Genomic DNA, 21,059 nt, shown 5'->3' with positions numbered 1-21,059 from the left:
CCGGCTAGCTCCCTACGACGAGGCAGGCATGGCGGCGGATTCGGCCGCATCGGACGCTTGCTGCGCGGCGACCGCCTTGGCAATCAGCTCTTCGGTCCCCCAATCGCGCACCGCCTCCAGCGTGAACGCTTCATAGGTGGACACACCGTGGCACCCCGGGCAATCGGGCATCGGTACCCGGCGATAAAAGACTTCGCCCAGACATGACATGCACACGAAAAAATCAGCCGAACCTTCCCGCTGAGGCACAGACCAGAATGATTGTGTAGACGCCATAGTTACTCCTATATGAGCCCGTATAAATTGCCCCCGAGCCTCAGGAAACACTTGCCTGGCCGCACACTGACCCCATCCTGAAACGGCTACGGCTTATTGGCCAGCAGCCGATCGATCTCTTCGGCAAACAGCTCGAACGGGAACGCGCCGGGAATCGCAATGGCCGGCTCCTTCTCCGTCGGTTCGATGGCCGTCCGCATGAGAATAAACCCGGGCGTGCCATGAAAGCCCCAGCGATTCGCCTCGTCCCGGTCCGCGAAGATCGAGGCCAGGGACGCCTTGTCTTTCATGCAACGCTCAAACGCCGGCAGATTCAACCCGATGGCGGTGGCATGGCGCAGAATCACCGCTTGATCCAGCCGCCCCCCCTCCGCGAACAGCCGATCGTGCATCGCCCAATACTTCCCTTGCCCACCGGCACAACGGGCCGCCACCGCCGCCTCGACGCCAGGCCCTTGATCGGCCCGGGGATAGTCGCGGTAGATAAATTTGACCTTCCCGGTCTCGACGTAGCGCGCCTGAATCTTCGGCCAGGTCTCCTGGAAAAACTTCAGGCAATAGCCACAGGTAAAGTCCGAATACTCAATCAGCGTTACCGGGGCCTTGGCTTGCCCCCTGACCCGGCCATCGGACTCCCCCGCCTCCTTGGCGCCAACCGACGGTGACCAGGCGAGCACCCCGAGCAAGAGCCATGCAGCCGTTCGACCGCCGAACCGGCTCATGCGGTCCGCTTGCCGGCTGCGCGCCGGCGCTCCAGCAGCCCCATCATCAGCAACGGCCAGACAATCGTGGCATCGCTCAACACTTCGGCAAACCGGCCGCCCTCAGCGGGAGGCACAAACTTGCCCCAGGAAATCCCTTCTTGATAGGTGCAGCCGCTCAACCCGCCCCAGTAGTCCGGCTCCGGACAAATCCGCACGCCGTACTGAAACCGCGGCGGCTGAACATCCATGCCCAACCGATGGTTGCTGATCTCAACATAGGGGCCGACCTGCTGCGCCCAATTGCGCGGCACGCCGCCACCGATCGTAAAGATCCCGAGCTTCTTGGCGGACAACATGCGCCCGGCATAGCTATTCAGATCGAGATACGGGTTAAAGGACGGATACGCATGATGCAGGTCCTGCAACAACCCCAGATCGCCCCCCTGCTTATGCTTCGGACGCGTCTGATCAATCACCCGGCCCATGGCCCAGGTCCCGACATCGAGCCCCATCTCCGAATCGGTGAAGGCCGGAATGTAGACCGGCACATTCTTAAGATAGGCGCTTTTCAAAATCCCGGCGCCGTCGAATTCTTCCGCCAGCGTCTTGCCCAGTTCGCGCGTGAGCATTTCCGAGGACAGCATCGTCGCCGGATCGACCCGCTTCATCGTCTGCGAGACGACCTGCTCGACATAATTGAGGTTCGTCTCCATCTCCAGCGTGTCGTAGACGCGGTTATAGCCCTTCTTGAACAGCTCCTCATCGGACATCGACGGCTTCACACGATAGTGCGTCTTGCCAACCGATTCGCTCAAGCCATGCGCGATCAGCGCGCCGGTGGAGACCACACAATGCACCATGCCCATATCGATCATCGTGCTGACGATCTTCCCCATCTTGGCAATCGTCATGGCGCCGGACAGCGTCATGACCACCTTGCAATCACGGTCATCGAACATCGCCGACAGCACCTCGTAGGCCTCGCCCAATCGGCGGCCGCCGAACGCCGTCTTCCCCATCGCTACGAGCAGCTCGTCAAACGACCCGATTTTCTCCGGATCCAGCGGCTCCAGCGCTTCTAAGCCGTCCTTCGCCCCGTCATGAAATTCGCGTGCACCCATCCCGTATCCCCTTTAAAAATCATTGTGAAAGCGCATTCTTTATACACAACCGTTACTAAAGGCGTCAATGAAGCGAGGGACGCTGAACGTAGCGCGACACGGCAACTGCCGCGCGGCATGGACGAATTGTTTCGCTCACGCCGCTGACCCTATGACGCTTGGCTAAGAGATCAGGCGCTTCAGGATTTCGTGTGGGTGCGTGAACAAGGGAGTCCGTTCGGATTGACACCAACATTCCCATAGGTACCCCTCCTTCGTAAGGAGGGGCAAGGGGAGGTCGAATCCTGAGAATGGCGGCACGAAGCCGCGCTTCGGGAACAGCGCCCGCATGCGGGAATTCTCATTGCCAACCGCCCCCCTCCGCACGTCCTGCGGCTCAGGAAAGTAACGGTCTCGCGCGTCAGGCCGCGGGAAGAACTTCCTCCGGCTGATACCGGCTGCTATAATACCTTCCATGCGACACTGGCGATTATCTCCCCTGCGCGGCTCACTGATCTCGTGCGGAATGTGCCTCCTCGTGCTCTGTGTCGTGCCCTATCTACTCGATATGGCCAGTTGTGAAGAAGCCTCTGCCTCGATGGCGCATCAACCAGCCTTGTTGGCTGGAGAGAATGACGACGCCTCTGAAGACGCCACCGCGCTCGTTACCTACGATAACCACGCCACGAATATCATCCTGCTTTTGGATAATGCAGAAAATTCGTGGCCGCTTTTCGATTTCGTTCCGCTCACACCTCCCAATTACCTTGCCGTCGTTTCGCTGACTTCCAGACCACCACCCTGCTCCTAATCCGTCTCTCTCTCTTCAACCCAGTAGTCACCAGGCCGCAACGAACTGTGCTGCCACGAATGCATGATCCATTGTTTCTACACGCCATTGCGCATGGTAGGGCCACAGGAGGACCTCGCATGGGAGCAAAGATTCTGGTCATCGAAGATGGGGCCGATAGCTGGCAATTGCTCAGTTCGATTTTACGCGCACACCAGTATCAGCCTCTATGGGCGGCAGACGGAGTTCAGGCCCTGAGCGAGGCCCGGAAGCACCAGCCCGACGCCATTCTCTTGGATCTGGGCCTGCCGGGAGGAGACGGGTTTCTCATTCTCCAGCGGCTGAAGAGCAACCAACTGCTCCAGGCCATTCCGGTAATTATCGTGACCGCGCGCGATCGTGAGATGGCGGAGCACAAGGCACGGCGGTACGGAGCCGCCGCCTTCCTCCCCAAGCCCGTGAAGGCGGACACATTGATCGCAGCGATCCGCGGCGTGCTCGGCCAACACACGGGAGAGAGCTCCCCCCACGACAGCATGGCCTGGGTCGCCATGCGGAAGAACCAACGGATCGAGGGATCGATGCCGATAAGGTATAGCGGGACCATGATTGCCGGGGAAGGAACGATCACCGATCTTTCACTGAGCGGGAGCCGCATCGCCGGGAATGTGCCGGTTTTAGCCGGAATGGTCCTCACCCTGCAGCTATTTGTGCCGGGGGACCCGGAGCCGGTGCTCATCGATCGCGCGACCGTGCAATGGGCCAAAGAGTCCGCCTTCGGGGTAGACTTCGGTGCACTCCCGCCGAAAACGGCTGCACGAATCGCACAGGCCATCTCCACGCTCATCACGATGCAGCGCGACTCATCCCGCCAGAAATAAGAGAACGTTACAGCTCGAGCGAGAAACGACTAGCGTCTTTGACCTTGGCCATCATGGCAGGGGCAACTGTCCCAGCTTCCGTTCCAACCAGGGCTCGACCAGACATCCGAGGCCTTGAGCATTAACGACGGACGCTGCCATGCGGTCATGCAGAATGAGGAAGGGAGCACCAGATGGGAGCGAGATACTTTCAGAAGCTGGGGAAAGGTGGTGGTCCCAACGGGATTTGAACCCGTGTTTAAGCCTTGAGAGGGCTCCGTCCTAGGCCAGGCTAGACGATGGGACCATCCGAATCATCATGAGCATTCGCCGCGAGCGGCGAGGCTCCATACGGGCGTGCAGAACGGAGGAACGGTAGCATAGGCTCTTTCAGGTTTGCAAACACCCGTGCCTAAAAGATGCGGGGGCTCTCTCCTCGGTGCCGCTCTTGACAGGCCAGGCGCTCAAGGCCTAGCTTCAGCGTGAGCCTGACGCACGACGAACAGCCTCAGGCTGACGCCATCGCAATCGATACGCCCATCATTGAGGAGGATCATGGCAGAGTTTCTCGGACAGCCCCATCCCGGCATGGCCGCGCCACAAGGGGGCCGCCCCGCTCCGGCCGCCCCGCTAGGATTGGAGCTGCTTATCGGATCGAATATTTTTCGCAACACCAACGGTGTGATCAAGATCCAGGGGAAAGAACAGTTGTTCCTGGAATCGAAACCGGAGCACGGCCTCCTCCTCGTCACCCTTGACCTCTATAGCGAGGCCGGCGTGCATGTCGGCCATGTGCGGCGCAACGTGCTGGTCCTGAATCGCACGGAACAATTTGCCATCGACATCCATCGCACCGACGGCTCCACGCCGTCCGACCTGCCGTCCGTCATCGTCACGGACCGCCTCTCCGGCCAGACCGTGCTTGAAGCCCGCGCGGTTGCCGAGAAGAAAGTGCAGATCCTGACCGGAAAGTTCTATTCCCACAAAGGCATGCTGGTGGACATCACCCCGCACTACTGCCGCATCGGTTCCGGCACAACCCTCTTCGGAGACGTGAGCGAAAACAAGGGCAGCGCCATCGTGCTGGGCTAGCCATTCACGCCTCACCGGCCCATCGCGAAAGTGGAAGAATCCTTTGCCAAATCCCATTCCTCCCATAAAATGACGCCATGTCGGACATTGCCAAACCCAGCGTGCAAGCGTTCCTGGTCTGCGATCAGGTCATCGAGGACAGCCTCACGAAGAAAAAAAGCCTGATCGGGCTCTTCACCCATTTACAGGCCGGCGCGTTCCCCTTCCAGCATAATCAAATGGGGCTCTATTTCTGCCTCACCGATGCCGAGGGCACCTATCACTTCGACATCGACCTGGTCTATCTCAATACGGAGCAATTGGTCTGCCGCGCGAACCTGCCGAATATTGCGATCGCAGACCGGCTCCAGATTTCCGACTTCGGCATCAATATCCCGTCGCTGATCTTCCCCGCTCCCGGCCGCTACGAATTCCGCCTGCGGATGGAAGGCCACCTCATCGCACAAAAAGACTTTCATGTGATTCAGATGGCCTCCGCCCAGCCTCGAGAATCCTCCGAACCCCACGCCTAACAGAATGCTAGGCACCCGCCTTCCCGCTTCTCGCTGAAGCCCGACTGTGGTACAACTACGCCGCAACCTGGCAAACCCGTTCACCTCAGCGACCGGCAAGAGATTGCACCGATGACCGATCCGACTCCAACCGCACCGTCAGATTTTATCCGCGACCTCGTATCCGCGGACCGTGCGGCCGGCAAACATGCCGGGCGCGTGGTCACCCGCTTCCCCCCGGAACCGAACGGCTACCTGCACATCGGCCATGCCAAATCCATTTGCCTGAATTTTGGCATCGCCAAGGAACATCCCGGCGGCATCTGCCACCTCCGGTTCGACGACACCAACCCCACCACCGAAGATCCGGAATACGTCGAGGCCATTCAAGACGACGTGCACTGGCTGGGCTTCGACTGGCAGGGGAAAATGTTTTTCGCCTCCGATTATTTCGAGCAACTCTACGGCTTCGCCGTCGTCCTGATTCAAAAGGGCAAGGCCTATGTCGATAGCCTGACCGCGGAGCACATGCGCGAATATCGTGGCACGCTGACGGAGCCCGGCACGAACAGCCCCTATAGAACCCGCACCGTCGAAGACAATCTCGATCTGTTCCGGCGCATGCGCGCCGGCGAATTCCCGGATGGCACGCATGTGCTGCGCGCCAAAATCGACATGGCCTCGCCCAACATCAATCTGCGCGATCCCGTGCTGTATCGCATCCGGCATGCCGCTCATTACCGGACCGGCACCCAGTGGTGCATCTATCCGGCCTACGACTTTGCCCATCCGCTCTCGGACGCGATCGAAGGAATCACCCACTCCATCTGCACCCTGGAATTCGAAGATCATCGCCCGCTCTACGACTGGGTCGTGGCCGAAGCGGACGCGCCGCATCGCCCGCAGCAAATTGAATTCGCCCGGCTCAATCTGACCTGTGCCGTCATGAGCAAGCGCAAGCTGCTCGAACTGGTGGGCAAGAAACTCGTCGCGGGCTGGGACGATCCGCGCATCCCGACCATCAAGGGGCTGCGGCGGCGCGGCTACACCGCCGAAGCCATTCGCGCCTTCTGCGAGCACATCGGCGTCGCCAAGCGCGACGCAGTCGTGGAAATGCAGCTGCTTGAATATTTCATCCGCGAGGACTTGAACAAACGGTCGCCGCGCGTCATGGCGGTGCTCAATCCTTTGAAAGTCGTCATCGAGAACTATCCCGAGGACAGCGTCGAGGAAATGGAAGCCGTGAACAATCCCGAAGACCCGTCGGCCGGGACCAGGCGCGTGCCCTTTTCGCGGGTCCTGTACATCGAGCAGGACGATTTCCGCGAAGATCCGCCGAAACAATTCTTCCGCTTGGCGCCCGGACGCGAAGTCCGCTTGCGCTACGCCTATATCGTGAAATGCACCGGCGTCGTCAAAGATCCGCAGACCGGCGCCATCACCGAATTGCGCTGCACCTACGATCCCGATACCAAGAGCGGATCGTCGCAGGAACAGCGCAAAGTGAAAGCGACCATTCACTGGGTGTCCGCCGCCCATGCCGTGCCGGCCGAAGTGCGCCTCTACAACCCGTTGCTCACAACCGACCTGGCGAAGATTCCCCCGGACCAGGATTGGACACAGTCGCTCAACCCCCAGTCGCTCGAACGCCTCACCGGCTGCCTGGTCGAGCCCAGCCTGAAACAAGCGCAAGCCGGCGCGCGTTTTCAATTTGAACGGACGGGATATTTCTGCGTCGATCCGGACAGCTCACAGACCGGCCTGGTCTTCAATCGAACGGTCTCGCTGAAAGATGCCTGGGCCAAGATCGAGAAGGCCCAAAAGACCACCTGAGCCAGTTCCGTTCCGCCGCCCGCCGTCAGCCCGGCGACAGCCGCCCAGGCAGATTTTCGATTATTGCTTCAAATAGAAAATAGGCTGGTCTACGATGGCCTCAGAAGCGCGTTCGGTCGCTGCGACCGTCGCCCTGCTCACTCCCCCACGTTCAGGAGGCCAGCATGATCGAGTGCCGCGAGCATCCGCGTGTGCCGGTTGAAGCCCAAGTGTTATTTTCCACAACCAACAACACCGACATCCGCCAAGGCACGATGTTCGACATCTCCGCCGGAGGGTGCGCCGTCACCAGCACCGTGCCGATCAACCCCGGCGCCGGGGTCCAACTCCTCATTCGCGCCACCGATTTGGGGTCGGCCATCACCGTACAGGCCGCTACCGTGCGGTGGGCCTGCCACGGCGAATTCGGAGTCGAATTTCTGAACCTGACCGAGCTGGATCGAAGCCGCCTGCAGCGATTCCTTCACGTCGTGAAGCCGCCGGCGGCGTCATAACATCACGCCCCACGCCCTTGCCCGACCCCGCCGGGAGAGTGATACACTTCCGGCATGACCTGCCCCGTATGTAAAAAGCCCACGACCTGGGAACAGAATCACTGGCGCCCGTTCTGTTCAGAACGCTGCCAGATGACAGACCTGGGCACCTGGGCCTCGGAAGGCTACCGGATTGCAGGCGCGCCCCTGACCATCGATCCTGAACGAGAATCGGGACAAGACTCCGACCGGTAAGGCGCTGACGGTCTTCGCGATTTTCCCAGTTGGCAAGTGCCGTCCGACTTGCTAAGGTCTCCCCATCAGCCTCAACCATTCTCTCACCAGGAGCGCACATCATGCTGCCGACACAAGGCTACGCCGCCCTGACCGCCAAGGCCCCGTTGACGCCCTTCTCTTTCGAGCGCCGCCCTGTCGGTCCTCACGATGTGCTGATCACGATCACCCATTGCGGCGTCTGCCATTCCGATATCCATCAAGCGCGCGACGAATGGGGCGGCTCGCTCTTCCCCATGGTGCCGGGGCACGAAATCGTCGGCACCGTGGCTCAGGTGGGACCGAACGTCAAAAAGTTCAAAATAGGAGATCAGGCCGGCGTCGGCTGCTTCGTCGATTCCTGCCGTACCTGTGCCGCCTGCCGGGAAGGATTGGAACAATACTGCGAAACCGGAATGCTGCTCACCTACAGTGGGCGCGACAAAAGCGGCCAGATCACCCAGGGCGGCTATTCCACCCAGATCGTGGTCGACGAACAGTATGTCCTGCGGATTCCCGCCACCTTGTCGCCAGCTGGCGCCGCCCCGCTCTTGTGCGCCGGCATTACGACCTACTCTCCGCTGCGCCACTGGGGTGTGGGGAAATATCACAAGCTGGCCGTGGTGGGCTTGGGCGGACTGGGCCACATGGCGGTAAAGATCGCACGCGCCCTCGGCACGGAAGTCACGGTCCTCAGCACGTCGGAGAGCAAGCGGGCGGACGCCATGCGCCTGGGAGCCCACAAGTTCGTCGTCACCACGCAGCCCACGGCCCTGGTCAGGCTGCAGCGGCATTTCGACTTTATCCTCGACACCGTCTCGGCTCCGCACGACTACAACACCTACCTCAACCTGCTGAAGACCGACGGGACCATGATCCTCGTCGGCGTCCCCGACAAACCGGCCCCGCTGGAGCCCTTCTCGCTGATTATGCACCGGCGCCGCATCGCCGGCTCCGTCATCGGCGGCATCCGCGAGACCCAGGAAATGCTCGACTTCTGCGCCGAACACAAGATCGAATCCGATGTCGAAGTGATTCCGATCCAGCAGGTGAACGACGCCTACGAGCGAGTCCTCAAGGGCGACGTCCGCTTCCGCTTCGTCATCGACCTGGCGTCGCTGAAGTAGCGCCATCCGGCTTTCGCTCGTACAGACTTGGCAGGCCTCCCGTCCGGCCCCCATTGAGCGAATTCGCTCTCTGCGCACAGTGCATGAGAGCACCAGGTTGATGGCAGGCACGATCGCCCGTGCGCCTGGCTGAGAGCCCCTCTTTCAATCTCGTTGTTTTTCTTCATCCTCTCCAACGTGCCCAGGCAAGCCCCTGTCCCCATTCCAACGGAATACAACTTGCTTTCACACTACTCCCAGAAAAGTTTGTTATCACTCTGAATCAGAGTGCCGGTCGAAAACAGCCGGTTCGAGCAAGGAGGCCTGGATGCTGGAACACCCTACGGCGGCTGAGGAAATTCTCGATATGGTGAGGGCTCATCCTGGCTGTACCTTGGATGAACTCACCCAGTGCCTGCCGAGATGGAGTTGGTCCGAGGTGTTCATCGAAGTGGACCGTCTCAGCCGGCTTGGCCAATTGCGGTTGACGCAGAGCGACGCCGGATTTATCACGACCCTCCACGTCCTCTAACTGCCGCTGGTTCCAGCAATAGGCTTCGGAATGAATACGGGTGGAGGATCTGGCGGCAACTCCCCTTGCCGACCATGACACGATCTCTTCTTCCCCTGGGAGAGACCTCCACCCCATTCCGCCGTCGCTCCCCAACACTCTGTGACGCGAAGATCCTGCACACTCCTCACACCGCCAGGGCAGTTCGCTGATCAGACGCGACGGGCAACACTCTCCGGATGATCGCGCGACTTCGTTCCGCACGGTTTTTTCTGGAGAGATGTGGGCCTACGGCAGACTTTCCTCAAAGCGAATGGCGATGCCTGACAAGACCTGTTCGATACGCGGCTGGTCCGTGGCGCCCTGGGTCAGGAGGTAGGGGTTGGAACTGTAGGGGGTATACCACCCGTACCCATAGAGACTAAACGCCGCTCCAGCCGGGCTCAGCAAGCCCGGCTCATAGTAGGGGCTTCCCGGCTGAGACAGCACGAGCGCCGGCAGGTCCGGCATGATCGCATCGGCCCCCAATGCGCGGGCACGGTCTAGCATCGTGTGCCGGAGCGTCTCCAGACTGTAGTTTGAGCTTCGTACGATAATCCGTGCGAGCTCCACGTGGGCGCCAGCGGGCTCTCCCGTCAGCCACTCGATCGGTGCCGCGCTGTCTCGCGCCGGATAGGTTGTATCAGTGAGGTATTCGATGCGGGTGCCCACGCATCCCGCGAGAGACACGGTCAGCGCGAGAGCAAGCATCGTTCGTCGGATGGTCGTCATACAGGACCTCTCAACGTGTGGTTGAGTCCACTGTACTGGGGGGCCTCCGAGAACCCTATTCCCCGTAAGAGGGGGAATGCAACGGCCAACGAAGCAATGGCTCAACCCTCAGCTTGTTCTTCCTCCCCGCCGAGAGTAGGATAATGCTTCTTGAGCTCTTGTTATTCTCAATCACAGAGGAGAGATCGTATCATGGCAAATCGGTCTATGAATGCATTCGGGGTTATCGCCTTGTTGGGCCTGCTGATTGGCGGTTGTGCGAGCGACGGAGCCTCTGGCGCCGGGTCCGCATCCAGCAGTGGCGCCACGTTCGGCGCGGGGAAAAACATCGACCGGGTTGCCACAGGAGCCGTTGAGGATACCTTGGACGCCTGCCTGGCGCGCATCCCCACGAACGCGAGCGCGGGCCAGAAGATGCTGGCGGAAGAAAGCTGCCGCCGCGACCAAGCTGCCCGTCCTGCCCGTCGCTAATTCTGTTCTGCCTGTGAGAGGGAGGGAGATGGAGTCACACCGTCTCCCTCCTTCTCCCATGACCTCCTGTCGAGCCCCCAAGCTTCCCACGCCGCCTATGTTGCGCTTACGCCTGCGGTAGGAGCGTAGAGCTTGTCCCACCAGTATCGATGTAACTCGGCCCACTCCGATTCCCCCTGCTCCACACTTTCGACGGAACACACAAGCAACCGGCCGCCATCCTGCACCATCGTCCGCTGCGGGCGTATTTTCAGCGTGATCGCATCGAGTTCCAAAACGGCCACACTATTGTGCCCGGCCAAGTGGGTCTGGGGGATCCACAATGATAATCCCGAGTAGGAAATGTCTCGCAATTGCACATCTACGTCCTGTGCGCCGGCCATCAACCGCCCGTGCTGCCGGCAGGGAATCCGGGGAACCCGTCTCCGGCTTGGTGTATATGGCACGTAGGCCGCCGGGATCCCCCGAATAACGGCCCACACACTCGTCCATAATCCTGAGGCAGGATTGGAACCCTTCCAGGCCTGATGGGAGGAAAACATGAGTTTAATAAGGGCGTGGCGGGTCTCGGATGGCAGCGCGCCGAACTGCATCCCGACCTGGCAGTGCCGGGTGTTGCCTCGCTCTTGGCGAACAACCCATCCATGCACGGAAACCGAGGCCTCACCAGGCGGCAAAAACCGCACGAGCAGGCCTTCGGCCTGGGCCTCGATGGGTTCCGGCACAACCAGCTGGGCGCCAAGCTCGCTCAGATTGCTCGTAGTTCCCATCACACGGCGGTGACCGAGCACCACCTCGCAGGGAAGATGCATCGGCACACGCACGCGTTGCTGCCGCTGCGGGGGTTCATAGGCCGTCGAAATAACCGCGCCGAGCAGGAGAAGATTGGCCGCCGCCCAGAACACGCTGAGCGCCGTACCCGACGTCAAATCCCATGAAGAGGCCCGCATCAGGCTGATCAAGACCCCGCCAACCAACAGTCCAAAGAGAATAAGATGCGGCAGGATCAGCCGATTCAGCACCGGGGCGCGCGGCAGCATTTCCCCTTTGGGCGTCACCACGAACGGACGCCGTGCCCTCGGCGAGAATATCGTGCCGGCAACCGCCCGGGTTACCGCAAAACACAGCATCGTTTCATAGATGTCGGACCAAATAGCGCTTCGCATCCCCTTGCTCACTGCATGGGTCGTCAGGAGAAAGGCGAGGAAATAGGAAAAGAACAAGGCCACGAGCATGAGGGGATCGGCCCGCAACACGGCGATATCGAAATACAGCCAAGGCAACGGCGCCACCAAGCAAATGATGCGCGGAAGCCCGAAGAGGAAGTAATGCACCGCCCCCAGATAATCCAGGCGTTGCGCCGCCGTTAAGCCCGGTGTGGTCAGCGGGCTGGCGCGGAACAACAGCTGAATCGCCCCGGTTGCCCACCGCATGCGCTGCGTGAGGTAGCCGTCGAGTGTTTCAGGCAGCAGACCGGCCGAGAGCACCCGGTTCACATAACACGACCGGTAGCCCTTCGCATGGACCAAGAGGCTGGTATGCAGATCTTCCGTGACGGTTTCCTCTCTGAATCCTCCAACCTCCTGCAAGGCGGCTCGTCGAAATAGACCGCTGCTGCCGGCAAAGAATGCGCTGTTGTGCCGATCGCGCCCCGGCTGAATGACCCGAAAAAACAGCCGCTGCTCGTCTTGGAGAGCCTGCTGCAGCCGCAAATTCCGCTGGAAGATATCCCGATTATAAAAGTGATGCGCGGTTTGGACGAACCCAACCGTAGGATCCTCAAAAAATGGCACCGTTTCTTTGAGAAACGATCGAACCGGAACATGGTCCGTGTCGAACACCGCGATGTACTCTCCGCTGGAGCGGGCAAGCGCGTAATTCAAGTTCCCGGCTTTCGCCGATTCTCCGCGGTTCGGACGCCGGAGATACTGACAGCCCAATGCACGAGCCAGCTGTTCCACCTCCGGTCGGTGGCCGTCGTCAAGCACATACACCTGGAACCGCTCTCGCGGGTAATCTTGCTCCAGGCACCCAACCAGCGTCCGTTCCAGGACAAACAGCGGTTCATGAACGATGGGAACCAACAGATCGACAGTTGGCACAACGTGCATCGGCGGCGTAGCGCGATCAAGCGAATCCCACGCCTGATAGACGAAAAACCCGATATGCGCCAGGTTGTAGAACTCCGCGAGATAGACCGTTCCACTGACCGCCATTCCGGCAAGGCTGTCGGTGTTCAACGTATAGAGCCCGCGCCAGAGCATGTACTGGGCGCAGAGAAACAGCAGCGCGCTGAGAATGAATTTCCGCTTTGCTGTCAGCCAGGTCGAGAGAACGACCAGCACGAACACCGTGACCGCCACCGTCCCGGCAATGGGCAAACAATAGTAAGAATCCAGCCAGCCTTTCACGAATACCCCGAAGACACGACCATCGAACGACACACCCAACTCAAGACCATCGGCCGGCCATCAGCACGGCAGGGATCCGGAATTATTCCTCAACGGCGCCGAAAATGACTTATGGCAGAGACACTTCTGCGATCCGACCCAGCGAGAGTCTACCCGAGGGAAACGGCAATAACCAGGGGGAATCCCTAGGTTCCCTCAGACAACCCAGCAGTCCACAGGACAAGGCCCAAGAGACAACTCATCTGGATCCAGGAAGGTACGAAACGCCTGCTGCCTTAATTACCGCCCTGCTCCCGGCCTATCTCCGCACGACAAGACGCCCTTCTGTCCCTCCATACCAACCGGCCTCCTCGTGACGTGCATCCTTTTGGACGAAACTCCGTCTCTAGAAGCAGGCGGGGGAATCCGCTCCTGCCGCTCACCAAGGAGCAGCCCATGAGACCACATATATCGCTCGATGTACGCCATGTCGCCGCATCCGTTGAGTTCTATCGGAAGGTCTTTGGCGTGGCGCCGCAGAAGCAGACGGCGGACTATGCCAAGTTCGATTTGACCGCTCCGGCGCTGAATCTATCGCTAGTGTCGGCAACGGGCCGAACCAGTTCCGTCAACCATCTGGGGATCGAGGTCGATTCGCTCGATGAGCTTGCCCAATGGAACGCACGTTTACAGGCCGGAGGCGTGCTGGAGAACGTCGACACACAGACGGCCTGCTGCTTTGCCTTGCAAGACAAGCTCTGGATGACCGATCCCGACGGCAACGCCTGGGAAATATTTTTTGTGCACGAACAACTGCCGATTGATACACCGCTGAGCCACACGGGATGTTGCGTCCCTGCCAGCCACGGAACCGCACAGGCCGCAACTTGCGCCACGTCCTCACGGCCTGTACCGTAGGCATGGGACTTGGGGAGGAACGGCCATGACCGAAGATATCCAGGGCTTGTGGAGTGAGATGCGCGGGCGCCTGCGCGCCTTCATCGCACAACGGGTCGGCTCCGATGCGGCCGTGGACGACCTCCTGCAGGAGGTCTTTTTACGGATCCATCAAAAGATCGACAGCGTGAGGGATCCCCGCCGCCTTGTCTCCTGGATCTATCAGATTGCCCGCCATGTAATGATCGACTATTACCGGGCGCCACACCGACGGCATGAAGTGCCGGCCGGTCTTGCCGCCGATGTTGAGGGAAAGATGACTCTGGTTGAGCCGGGTGAGGAGCCGGGCGAGCTGCGTACGCAGCTCGCCCGCTGTCTGCGCCCAATGATTGAACGGCTCGCACCGGACTATCGTGAGGCCATGAAGCTCGTCGAACTGGAGGGTTTCACGCAACAGGCGGCCGCCGCCAAGCTGGGGCTCTCGCTCTCGGGCATGAAATCCCGTGTACAACGGGGCCGGCGGCAGTTGAAGGCCATGCTGCACGACTGCTGTCTCGTGCAGCTGGATAGCCGCCGGGGGATTGCTGAATATGCCCTCCGCGACCCCGCGGAAAATCCCTGTGCCCCCTTCGCGCCAATGCTCCCAGCCGAGCGGCGGTCTCGTTAAACCTCCGCCCATTGCGCTCAGCCCGCTGGGCTTGATAGAAAAGGCGCACAGACCTCTCACTGGAGCATCGTAACGATCATGTTCTCACGATCTGCCCTTGGACTGCATGCCGTGCTGCTGACGACATCTCTCAGTCTGTTCCTGACCGGCCTGTCCCCGGCTCCGGTCCAAGCCGCGCCGCGAGGCGGCGGCAAGACGGAAGTCCTGCCGGCACAGAAAGCCGCGCCAGCCGCCGTCTTTATCGAGTCCGTCGGGACCGAAGCCGAGCTGCGCCAGCAATTACGGAGCAAGAACGGTGTGGCAGAGATGCCGGCTGACGCTCCGCAGGTCCGTTTCTCTCAAGCCCCGCTCAACAGCTTTGGGTTTGCGCCTCAGCGCGGACTGGGCATCGCCTTAGTCACGCAAAGCCCGGACATTATGCTGGCACGAGTGGCCCCGGCCCCGAATGCCTATGAAATCCATAAGCTAGCCGACGGCAGCGCCATGGTGGTGGGCTTTGTCACACCGGATCTGAAGCCCCAACTCACCCCGCAACTGCGCCCGAAAAACATCCGGCTGGCGCTCCATTCCAATCCCTCCGACAAGGCGCCGCACATCGTCGCCGTCCCGCTTGGCAAACTGGCCGTGGATCAGATGCCGCATCCCCTGGATTCCAAGAATCCGAATGGCCCGGTCGTGTTTGAGATGGATTTGCAGAGCAGCGCGAACCGGCAATCGCCCCACGGGGGACAGTAGCCTGCGTCATGCCGCTGGTGAAGGATTTCGCGTGGGAGTCCGCCGGTGCGCGGCAATGAGAAGAAATGGCTGGGGGACTAGGAATCGAACCTAGGTAGCCGGCTCCAAAGGCCGGCGTCCTACCGCTAGACGATCCCCCAGCGCGGTACGGAAGCGAATGGTCGAGCTAGGACAGGATGGAAATTTTGGCTGGGGGACTAGGAATCGAACCTAGGTAGTCAGATCCAGAGACTGACGTCCTACCGCTAGACGATCCCCCAACCGACGCACACAGTAATATACGGCTTGTGATTCCGTCAAGATCGATGCGGGTTTATTGGCAGAATTCGTACGATTAGACTGCGGCCCGTTCAATTCCTTGCCTAAGACGGAACAGAGTCCGGTCCCGGCCCAAGACTTCCATGACCTCAAACAGCCCAGGGCTGGCGGTCCTGCCGGTCAGTGCCACCCGCACCGGCTGCGCCAGCTGCCCCATTTTGAGGCCTTCTTCTTCCACGAATGTCTTGAACGACTCTTCCCAGGCCTGTTTGGAAAAGGCGGGCAAGGCTTCGAACCGCGCAAGCAACTTGCCAAGCACCGGCGCGATAGCCGGCGTGAGAAATTTCTTGGCCGCCTCTTCTTCAAAGACGACCGCCTCGCCAAAGTAAGGTCGCACCCACTCCACCATCTCGGCAATGGTCTTCGCCCGCTCTTTGACGAGCACCACCAACTGCGCCAGCCACTCCATCGATACAGCCTTCACCTGTTCATGCAGTCCGGCCGCTTCCAGCAGCGGGACAAGGGCCTGCGCGACCTGGCTCGGAGGGCTGGTTTTGATGTATTCGGCATTGATCCAGAGCAGTTTCTCGGGATTGAAGACGGCCGGAGAAGACTGGACGTTCTTCCAGGAAAATTTTTCAATCAGCTCCTGCCGGGTAAACAGCTCCTGATCCCCGTGCGACCAGCCCAGCCGGACGAGATAGTTCACCATCGCCTCGGGCAAATAGCCCATGTCTTTGTACGCCATGATGGACGTGGCGCCATGGCGCTTGGACAGCCGGGCCTTGTCCGACCCCAGAATCATCGGCAAGTGGCCGAACTGCGGGACGGGAAATCCCAAGGCCTGGAAGATCGGCACCTGGCGCGGCGTGTTGGTCAGATGGTCATCTCCACGCACGACATGCGTGATCTGCATCAACGCATCGTCGACGACGACGGAGAAATTGTAGGTCGGATAGCCGTTCGACCGCAGAATGATCAGATCGTCCGCCGCGCTGTTGTCAAACGTGATCTTCCCTTTAATCAAATCATCGACGACGATCTGCCCTTCTTGCGGCGCTTTGAAACGCAGCGCGGCATCGCCCGGCGGATTCGAGATTCCGAGAGTCCGGCAGCGCCCATCGTAGCGTGGGGACAGCCCTTTTGCCTCGGCTTCTTTCCGCCGCGCTTCGAGTTCCTCGGCCTTGCACACACACCAATAGGCCTGGCCCTTCTCCAGCAGCGCCATGGCATGGCTGCGATAAAGCTCCATGCGCTCGGTTTGCCGATACGGCCCCTCATCCCAATCGAGCCCCACCCATTTCATCCCCTCGATGATGGCGTGAATCGACTCATCGGTGGACCGGCTTTGATCGGTGTCTTCGATGCGGAGAATAAAGACGCCCTCCTGCTGCCGGGCAAAGAGCCAATTGAAGAGCGCGGTGCGGACTCCCCCGATGTGAAGGAATCCGGTCGGACTCGGCGCAAAACGGACGCGGACTTGGGTCATGCGTTCATCTCATGGATAGGGGTGGAAAGGCCGGTATCTATAGCACGCAGAGAAAAGGCTTGTACAGAATCGCCGCGGATTCAGCGAGCCACGGACGCTCTGCGTTAGTGGCCCTCTTTCACGAGGTTTTTGTTGACCGCGGGGATCTCCACCACGATGTCTGCGGTGCCGTTCGGCACGCATTGGCAGCCGAGGCGGGAGTGCAACGTGGTCATCGGCGCCTCATCCAGCTGATCGAACTCATCGTCCGTCCCCTCGTTACAGCTCTCCAACCCTTGCTTCACAATCACGTGACAGGTGGAACAGGCACAGACCCCTCCGCAGACATGCTCCAACTCCACCCCGTTGGCCATGGCGATGTCCAGGATACTGCCAGGAAGGCCTGTCTCCCCGTAAGGGATCTTGGCTGGATCCACCGTCACCTTGGTGACATCCCCGTCGGCCGCAATATAGGTAATCGAGTACGGCTTCTTAGGAAGCTCATATTCTGCCTTCTCAATATAGGGGTTCGTCCCGCCCATGTTCCTCTTCCTTTCTCTGCCCGATGACTTTTTGGAATAAGCCGTTGACAGCCCAGAAAGTTGCGTGGTATCTTTAGTCCGACCTTATTGATCGGAGATCATTATAGTCTCCGACTTAGCTGATCGGCAATACCTATGTTGAAGATTTCAAAAAAAGCCGACTACGCCCTCATGGCTCTCCAGCATATCGCCTCGGTGCAATTCGGCGATGTGACACCCGGCCGTGTGGTGAATACGAAGGAAATCGCGGAAGAGTACCACATCCCGCTCGAACTGTTGGCGAAGGTGCTCCAGACCCTCGCCAAGAACGGCTTGATCGAAAGCCATAACGGGCCCAAAGGCGGCTATCTCCTGGCCCGCACCGCGCGGCAGATCACGATCGCGCAGATTCTGGAAGGGATCGAGGGGCCATTGGGGATTACGGATTGCTCCCATGAAAAAGAAGGCGAACTCTGCCTTCAGCGGGAGCATTGCAACATCCGCACGCCGCTCCTCAAGGTTCAAGACAGCATCTATCAGCTCCTCAACAACATGACGCTCCAGGACATGCTGGGGGGCACCCCCCTGATTACGATTCAGTCTTCCACGGCACAAGGAGTCGCACGATGAAGCTTCCAATATTTCTCGACAACCATTCCACCACTCCGATGGATCAACGGGTCCTCGACGCCATGCTGCCCTATTTCGTGGAGAAATTCGGCAACGCGGCCAGCCGCAACCACGCGTTCGGCTGGGCGGCGGAAGAAGCGGTGGAGAACGCCCGCAAGCAGATCGCCAAGCTGATCAAGGCGGATCCGAAAGAAATCGTCTTCACCAGCGGCGCCACCGAATCGGACAATCTGGCGATCAAGGGCGTGCTGGAGATGTACAAGGAGAAGGGCGACCATATCATCACGTCGTCCACGGAACACCGCGCGGTGATCGACACCGCCAAGGCCCTCGAAGCGAAGGGCAAGGCCACCGCCACCTATCTGCCCGTGGATAAGTACGGGATGGTGAATCCGGAAGACGTGCGGAACGCGATCACGGACAAGACCGTCCTGATTTCCGTGATGCTCGCCAACAATGAAATCGGCACGATCAATCCCGTCAAGGAGATCGGCAAGATCGCGAAGGAAAAGGGCGTGCTCTTCCACTGCGATGCGACGCAAGGGGTCGGCAAGATCCCCGTCGATGTGCAGGATATGGGCATCGATCTGATGTCCTTCTCAGCCCATAAGATCTACGGCCCGAAGGGCGTCGGCGCCCTGTATGTGCGGAAGAAGAACCCCCGTGTGCGGATCGCCGCGCAAATGGACGGCGGCGGACACGAGCGCGGCATGCGCTCCGGCACCCTGCCGGTGCCGTTGATCGTCGGATTCGGCAAGGCCTGCGAATTGTGCGAACAGGAAATGGCCACCGAATCGGCGCGCCTCACCGCGATGCGCGACCGGTTGCAGGCCGAAATCATGAAAGCCCTCGAAGAAAGCTATCTCAATGGCCATCCGACCCAGCGCTTGCCGCACAACCTGAACATTTCCTTCGCCTATGTCGAAGGCGAATCGCTCCTGATGGGCATGAAAGACATCGCCCTCTCGTCCGGCTCCGCCTGCACCTCCGCGACGCTGGAACCGTCCTACGTGCTGCGGGCCCTGGGCGTCGGCGTCGAGCTCGCCCACTCGTCGATCCGCTTCGGCCTGGGCCGCTTCAATACGGACGAAGAGATTGACTACACGATCAAGAAGGTTATTGAGATTGTGACCAAGCTGCGTGAAATGTCGCCGTTGTATGAAATGGCGAAAGAAGGGGTCGATTTGAAATCCGTGCAGTGGGCCGCCCACTGACCTAGATAGTCACGAGGAGGACGCACCATGGCATACAGTGACAAAGTCGTCGATCATTTCAACAATCCCCGGAATATGGGGAGCTTCAAGAAGGACGAAGAAGGCGTGGGCACCGGCATGGTCGGCGCGCCCGAGTGCGGCGACGTCATGAAGCTCCAGATCAAGGTCCAAAACGACACGATCGTCGATGCCAAGTTCAAAACCTTCGGCTGCGGCTCCGCCATCGCCAGCTCCAGCCTGGCCACCGAATGGCTCAAGGGCAAGACCATCGAAGAAGCCCAGCAGATCAAGAACACCGACATCGTCCAGGAATTGAACCTGCCGCCGGTCAAGATTCACTGTTCGGTCCTGGCGGAAGACGCGATCAAGGCGGCATTGGCCGACTACCAGAAGAAAGCTGACTCCAAGTAACGGCAGAAGGGAGCGCACTATGGACGCCACGAATACGGAAGCCCAGACCCCGGTCATCACGCTCACGGACGCGGCCCTGAAGGAAATTAAGCGTCTGATCAACGTCCAGGGCATTGAAGAAGGCGGCCTGCGCCTGGGCGTCAAGGGCGGCGGCTGCTCCGGCCTGAGCTACACCATCAACTTCGACGAGAAGATCGGCCAGTACGACCAGGTCTACGATTTCGACGGCGTGAAGATCATTGTGGATGCCAAGAGCGCGATCTATCTGCAGGGCACCCAGCTGGATTACCACAAGGACCTGATGGGCGGGAACTTCAAATTCGTGAACCCCAACGCCAACAAGACCTGCGGCTGCGGAGAGTCGTTCTCCGCGTAAATGAGATCATACGATGGACGGACACGGACATATCCATAGCGCGAGTGACCGCCGCGAGCTGCAGATGGCCCGCAGCATGTGCTGGCACTGCCAATCCGAAGTCTCGGGAGAATACTTCTGCGACCGGTGCGTGAAGGTCCAGCCGGTGTCGAAGGAGCTGGACTACTTCACCTGCTTCGGCTTTCCCCGCCGCTTGTCCATCGATCCACAACAGCTGGAAGCCAAATTCTACGAATTGAGCCGGGCCTTCCATCCCGACTTCTATCAGAACAAGAGCGATGCGGAGCAGACCATCAGCCTTGGCAACTCGGCCATGCTGAACACGGCCTATCGCACGCTGCGGGACCCGATTCAACGCGCCGAATATCTGCTGGATCTGGAAGCCGGGTCCGTGAAAGACATTCGCACGACACCGCCGGCCGACCTCTTCGAGGAAATCCTCGAACTGCAAGAGACACTCGACGAATTCCGCGCCAGCGACCGGACCTCGAGCGAGGCGGCCGCCCTCCGTACCCAGCTCCAATCCGAGCGCGCCACGCTAGAGCAACGGCAGCGGGACATGGAAGCCCAGATTCAGGAGCTCTTCGGCCAATGGGATGCGCTGCAGGACCGCGGCGAGGCCACCGAACAGGCCTGCGCCGAGCGCAACCGCATTCTGAAAGCCATGCGGGACATCCTGTCCAACCGCACGTACGTAAAGAACATCGTCAACGACCTCGTCGCCACCATCGCCTAATTGCC

General features: G+C 60.0%; 24 protein-coding genes and 3 tRNA genes. 17 read left to right on the top strand and 10 right to left on the bottom strand.

The genetic code is table 11. The annotated features are described in order from the left end of the window. Positions 1 to 12: 12 nt before the first annotated feature. The 3 genes from RI101_11575 to RI101_11565 form a co-directional block, all read right to left on the bottom strand. The gene (locus tag RI101_11575) at positions 13 to 276 is read right to left on the bottom strand and encodes a hypothetical protein (GenBank protein MEC4890687.1); all 264 of its coding nucleotides are present in this window, start codon (positions 274 to 276) and stop codon (positions 13 to 15) included. A gap of 86 nt (positions 277 to 362) precedes the next feature. Beyond that, entirely contained in the window at positions 363 to 998 is a 636-nt protein-coding gene (locus tag RI101_11570; protein MEC4890686.1) for a thioredoxin domain-containing protein, read from the bottom strand. Beyond that, positions 995 to 2,101, bottom strand: coding sequence for a deoxyhypusine synthase family protein (locus tag RI101_11565; GenBank protein MEC4890685.1), 1,107 nt, complete (start codon positions 2,099 to 2,101; stop codon positions 995 to 997). Before RI101_11565 ends, RI101_11570 begins: the two co-directional genes overlap by 4 nt. A 577-nt stretch (positions 2,102 to 2,678) precedes the next feature. On the opposite strand from RI101_11565, the gene RI101_11560 reads away from it, so the two are divergent. Together RI101_11560 and RI101_11555 are read left to right on the top strand one after the other, a co-directional pair. Further along, the gene (locus RI101_11560) at positions 2,679 to 2,891 is read left to right on the top strand and encodes a hypothetical protein (GenBank protein MEC4890684.1); all 213 of its coding nucleotides are present in this window, start codon (positions 2,679 to 2,681) and stop codon (positions 2,889 to 2,891) included. A gap of 119 nt (positions 2,892 to 3,010) precedes the next feature. Beyond that, on the top strand, positions 3,011 to 3,751 hold the full coding sequence (locus RI101_11555; GenBank protein ID MEC4890683.1) for a response regulator: 741 nt from the start codon (positions 3,011 to 3,013) through the stop codon (positions 3,749 to 3,751). Between the two features lie 208 nt (positions 3,752 to 3,959). Here RI101_11555 and RI101_11550 read toward each other — a convergent pair. Then, positions 3,960 to 4,037: transfer RNA gene (locus RI101_11550), tRNA-Glu, on the bottom strand. A 248-nt stretch (positions 4,038 to 4,285) separates the two neighbouring features. Between RI101_11550 and RI101_11545 the strand changes: the two genes are divergently transcribed. The 6 genes from RI101_11545 to RI101_11520 all read left to right on the top strand — a co-directional run bounded on the left by RI101_11545 (position 4,286) and on the right by RI101_11520 (position 9,530). After that, the gene (locus RI101_11545) at positions 4,286 to 4,822 is read left to right on the top strand and encodes a hypothetical protein (GenBank protein ID MEC4890682.1); all 537 of its coding nucleotides are present in this window, start codon (positions 4,286 to 4,288) and stop codon (positions 4,820 to 4,822) included. Positions 4,823 to 4,899: 77 nt separating this feature from the next. After that, on the top strand, positions 4,900 to 5,334 hold the full coding sequence (locus RI101_11540; GenBank protein ID MEC4890681.1) for a hypothetical protein: 435 nt from the start codon (positions 4,900 to 4,902) through the stop codon (positions 5,332 to 5,334). A gap of 111 nt (positions 5,335 to 5,445) precedes the next feature. Further along, entirely contained in the window at positions 5,446 to 7,146 is a 1,701-nt protein-coding gene (locus RI101_11535) for a glutamine--tRNA ligase/YqeY domain fusion protein (protein ID MEC4890680.1), read from the top strand. A gap of 164 nt (positions 7,147 to 7,310) precedes the next feature. Further along, the gene (locus tag RI101_11530; GenBank protein ID MEC4890679.1) at positions 7,311 to 7,640 is read left to right on the top strand and encodes a PilZ domain-containing protein; all 330 of its coding nucleotides are present in this window, start codon (positions 7,311 to 7,313) and stop codon (positions 7,638 to 7,640) included. A gap of 335 nt (positions 7,641 to 7,975) precedes the next feature. After that, positions 7,976 to 9,019, top strand: a complete 1,044-nt coding sequence (locus tag RI101_11525; GenBank protein MEC4890678.1) for an NAD(P)-dependent alcohol dehydrogenase — start codon at positions 7,976 to 7,978, stop codon at positions 9,017 to 9,019. Positions 9,020 to 9,326: 307 nt separating this feature from the next. After that, complete coding sequence (locus RI101_11520) at positions 9,327 to 9,530, top strand: hypothetical protein (protein ID MEC4890677.1); 204 nt, start codon at positions 9,327 to 9,329, stop codon at positions 9,528 to 9,530. Between the two features lie 267 nt (positions 9,531 to 9,797). On the opposite strand, the gene RI101_11515 is transcribed toward RI101_11520, so the two are convergent. Further along, complete coding sequence (locus tag RI101_11515; GenBank protein MEC4890676.1) at positions 9,798 to 10,280, bottom strand: hypothetical protein; 483 nt, start codon at positions 10,278 to 10,280, stop codon at positions 9,798 to 9,800. A 192-nt stretch (positions 10,281 to 10,472) separates the two neighbouring features. Between RI101_11515 and RI101_11510 the strand changes: the two genes are divergently transcribed. Continuing rightward, positions 10,473 to 10,751: a hypothetical protein gene (locus tag RI101_11510; protein ID MEC4890675.1), complete on the top strand. Its 279-nt coding sequence runs from the start codon at positions 10,473 to 10,475 to the stop codon at positions 10,749 to 10,751. Positions 10,752 to 10,846: 95 nt separating this feature from the next. On the opposite strand, the gene RI101_11505 is transcribed toward RI101_11510, so the two are convergent. Then, a complete protein-coding gene (locus tag RI101_11505; protein MEC4890674.1) occupies positions 10,847 to 13,195 on the bottom strand; it encodes a glycosyltransferase in 2,349 nt (782 codons plus the stop codon). Between the two features lie 402 nt (positions 13,196 to 13,597). Between RI101_11505 and RI101_11500 the strand changes: the two genes are divergently transcribed. The 3 genes from RI101_11500 to RI101_11490 all read left to right on the top strand — a co-directional run bounded on the left by RI101_11500 (position 13,598) and on the right by RI101_11490 (position 15,440). Further along, on the top strand, positions 13,598 to 14,059 hold the full coding sequence (locus RI101_11500) for an ArsI/CadI family heavy metal resistance metalloenzyme (GenBank protein MEC4890673.1): 462 nt from the start codon (positions 13,598 to 13,600) through the stop codon (positions 14,057 to 14,059). 25 nt (positions 14,060 to 14,084) lie between these two features. Then, the gene (gene sigZ, locus RI101_11495; protein MEC4890672.1) at positions 14,085 to 14,705 is read left to right on the top strand and encodes an RNA polymerase sigma factor SigZ; all 621 of its coding nucleotides are present in this window, start codon (positions 14,085 to 14,087) and stop codon (positions 14,703 to 14,705) included. Between the two features lie 78 nt (positions 14,706 to 14,783). Then, positions 14,784 to 15,440: a hypothetical protein gene (locus tag RI101_11490; GenBank protein MEC4890671.1), complete on the top strand. Its 657-nt coding sequence runs from the start codon at positions 14,784 to 14,786 to the stop codon at positions 15,438 to 15,440. 66 nt (positions 15,441 to 15,506) lie between these two features. Here the strand turns inward: RI101_11490 and RI101_11485 are convergent. The 4 genes from RI101_11485 to RI101_11470 all read right to left on the bottom strand — a co-directional run bounded on the left by RI101_11485 (position 15,507) and on the right by RI101_11470 (position 17,708). Next, positions 15,507 to 15,580: transfer RNA gene (locus tag RI101_11485), tRNA-Gln, on the bottom strand. A gap of 46 nt (positions 15,581 to 15,626) precedes the next feature. Then, positions 15,627 to 15,700 (bottom strand) — tRNA-Gln (locus RI101_11480). 74 nt (positions 15,701 to 15,774) lie between these two features. Then, positions 15,775 to 17,187, bottom strand: a complete 1,413-nt coding sequence (gene gltX, locus RI101_11475) for a glutamate--tRNA ligase (protein ID MEC4890670.1) — start codon at positions 17,185 to 17,187, stop codon at positions 15,775 to 15,777. Positions 17,188 to 17,291: 104 nt separating this feature from the next. Further along, positions 17,292 to 17,708, bottom strand: a complete 417-nt coding sequence (locus RI101_11470) for a 2Fe-2S iron-sulfur cluster-binding protein (GenBank protein MEC4890669.1) — start codon at positions 17,706 to 17,708, stop codon at positions 17,292 to 17,294. A gap of 135 nt (positions 17,709 to 17,843) precedes the next feature. Here RI101_11470 and RI101_11465 point away from each other — a divergent pair, with 135 nt between their 5' ends. From RI101_11465 to hscB, 5 genes are read left to right on the top strand one after another with little or no spacing between them, the layout of a single operon-like run. After that, positions 17,844 to 18,317 (top strand): Rrf2 family transcriptional regulator, encoded by a 474-nt coding sequence (locus tag RI101_11465; protein MEC4890668.1) that lies wholly within the window; start codon positions 17,844 to 17,846, stop codon positions 18,315 to 18,317. Then, a complete protein-coding gene (locus tag RI101_11460; protein MEC4890667.1) occupies positions 18,314 to 19,531 on the top strand; it encodes an IscS subfamily cysteine desulfurase in 1,218 nt (405 codons plus the stop codon). The genes RI101_11465 and RI101_11460 overlap by 4 nt, the downstream gene beginning before the upstream one ends. Positions 19,532 to 19,558: 27 nt before the next feature. After that, positions 19,559 to 19,942, top strand: a complete 384-nt coding sequence (iscU, locus tag RI101_11455; protein ID MEC4890666.1) for a Fe-S cluster assembly scaffold IscU — start codon at positions 19,559 to 19,561, stop codon at positions 19,940 to 19,942. 19 nt (positions 19,943 to 19,961) lie between these two features. Next, entirely contained in the window at positions 19,962 to 20,318 is a 357-nt protein-coding gene (locus tag RI101_11450) for an iron-sulfur cluster assembly accessory protein (protein MEC4890665.1), read from the top strand. A gap of 13 nt (positions 20,319 to 20,331) precedes the next feature. Next, a complete protein-coding gene (gene hscB, locus RI101_11445) occupies positions 20,332 to 21,054 on the top strand; it encodes a Fe-S protein assembly co-chaperone HscB (GenBank protein MEC4890664.1) in 723 nt (240 codons plus the stop codon). Positions 21,055 to 21,059 lie beyond the last annotated feature (5 nt).

This window comes from Nitrospira sp. (assembly GCA_035968315.1).
In the GTDB taxonomy this organism is placed as follows: Bacteria; Nitrospirota; Nitrospiria; order Nitrospirales; family Nitrospiraceae; genus Nitrospira_D.
This window is presented reverse-complemented; position numbering and strand designations above follow the sequence as displayed.

What these genes read in the sequence shown, in the direction of transcription:
- RI101_11565 (MEC4890685.1), bottom strand. Translation starts at nt 2,101, where the DNA reads ATGGGTGCACGCGAATTTCATGACGGGGCGAAGGACGGCTTAGAAGCG.
- hscB (MEC4890664.1), top strand. Translation starts at nt 20,332, where the DNA reads ATGGACGGACACGGACATATCCATAGCGCGAGTGACCGCCGCGAGCTG.
- RI101_11520 (MEC4890677.1), top strand. Translation starts at nt 9,327, where the DNA reads ATGCTGGAACACCCTACGGCGGCTGAGGAAATTCTCGATATGGTGAGG.
- RI101_11470 (MEC4890669.1), bottom strand. Translation starts at nt 17,708, where the DNA reads ATGGGCGGGACGAACCCCTATATTGAGAAGGCAGAATATGAGCTTCCT.
- RI101_11555 (MEC4890683.1), top strand. Translation starts at nt 3,011, where the DNA reads ATGGGAGCAAAGATTCTGGTCATCGAAGATGGGGCCGATAGCTGGCAA.
- RI101_11510 (MEC4890675.1), top strand. Translation starts at nt 10,473, where the DNA reads ATGGCAAATCGGTCTATGAATGCATTCGGGGTTATCGCCTTGTTGGGC.
- RI101_11570 (MEC4890686.1), bottom strand. Translation starts at nt 998, where the DNA reads ATGAGCCGGTTCGGCGGTCGAACGGCTGCATGGCTCTTGCTCGGGGTG.
- gltX (MEC4890670.1), bottom strand. Translation starts at nt 17,187, where the DNA reads ATGACCCAAGTCCGCGTCCGTTTTGCGCCGAGTCCGACCGGATTCCTT.
- RI101_11460 (MEC4890667.1), top strand. Translation starts at nt 18,314, where the DNA reads ATGAAGCTTCCAATATTTCTCGACAACCATTCCACCACTCCGATGGAT.
- RI101_11535 (MEC4890680.1), top strand. Translation starts at nt 5,446, where the DNA reads ATGACCGATCCGACTCCAACCGCACCGTCAGATTTTATCCGCGACCTC.
- sigZ (MEC4890672.1), top strand. Translation starts at nt 14,085, where the DNA reads ATGACCGAAGATATCCAGGGCTTGTGGAGTGAGATGCGCGGGCGCCTG.
- RI101_11450 (MEC4890665.1), top strand. Translation starts at nt 19,962, where the DNA reads ATGGACGCCACGAATACGGAAGCCCAGACCCCGGTCATCACGCTCACG.
- RI101_11545 (MEC4890682.1), top strand. Translation starts at nt 4,286, where the DNA reads ATGGCAGAGTTTCTCGGACAGCCCCATCCCGGCATGGCCGCGCCACAA.
- RI101_11575 (MEC4890687.1), bottom strand. Translation starts at nt 276, where the DNA reads ATGGCGTCTACACAATCATTCTGGTCTGTGCCTCAGCGGGAAGGTTCG.
- RI101_11500 (MEC4890673.1), top strand. Translation starts at nt 13,598, where the DNA reads ATGAGACCACATATATCGCTCGATGTACGCCATGTCGCCGCATCCGTT.
- RI101_11530 (MEC4890679.1), top strand. Translation starts at nt 7,311, where the DNA reads ATGATCGAGTGCCGCGAGCATCCGCGTGTGCCGGTTGAAGCCCAAGTG.
- RI101_11465 (MEC4890668.1), top strand. Translation starts at nt 17,844, where the DNA reads ATGTTGAAGATTTCAAAAAAAGCCGACTACGCCCTCATGGCTCTCCAG.
- RI101_11490 (MEC4890671.1), top strand. Translation starts at nt 14,784, where the DNA reads ATGTTCTCACGATCTGCCCTTGGACTGCATGCCGTGCTGCTGACGACA.
- RI101_11525 (MEC4890678.1), top strand. Translation starts at nt 7,976, where the DNA reads ATGCTGCCGACACAAGGCTACGCCGCCCTGACCGCCAAGGCCCCGTTG.
- RI101_11515 (MEC4890676.1), bottom strand. Translation starts at nt 10,280, where the DNA reads ATGACGACCATCCGACGAACGATGCTTGCTCTCGCGCTGACCGTGTCT.
- iscU (MEC4890666.1), top strand. Translation starts at nt 19,559, where the DNA reads ATGGCATACAGTGACAAAGTCGTCGATCATTTCAACAATCCCCGGAAT.
- RI101_11540 (MEC4890681.1), top strand. Translation starts at nt 4,900, where the DNA reads ATGTCGGACATTGCCAAACCCAGCGTGCAAGCGTTCCTGGTCTGCGAT.
- RI101_11560 (MEC4890684.1), top strand. Translation starts at nt 2,679, where the DNA reads ATGGCGCATCAACCAGCCTTGTTGGCTGGAGAGAATGACGACGCCTCT.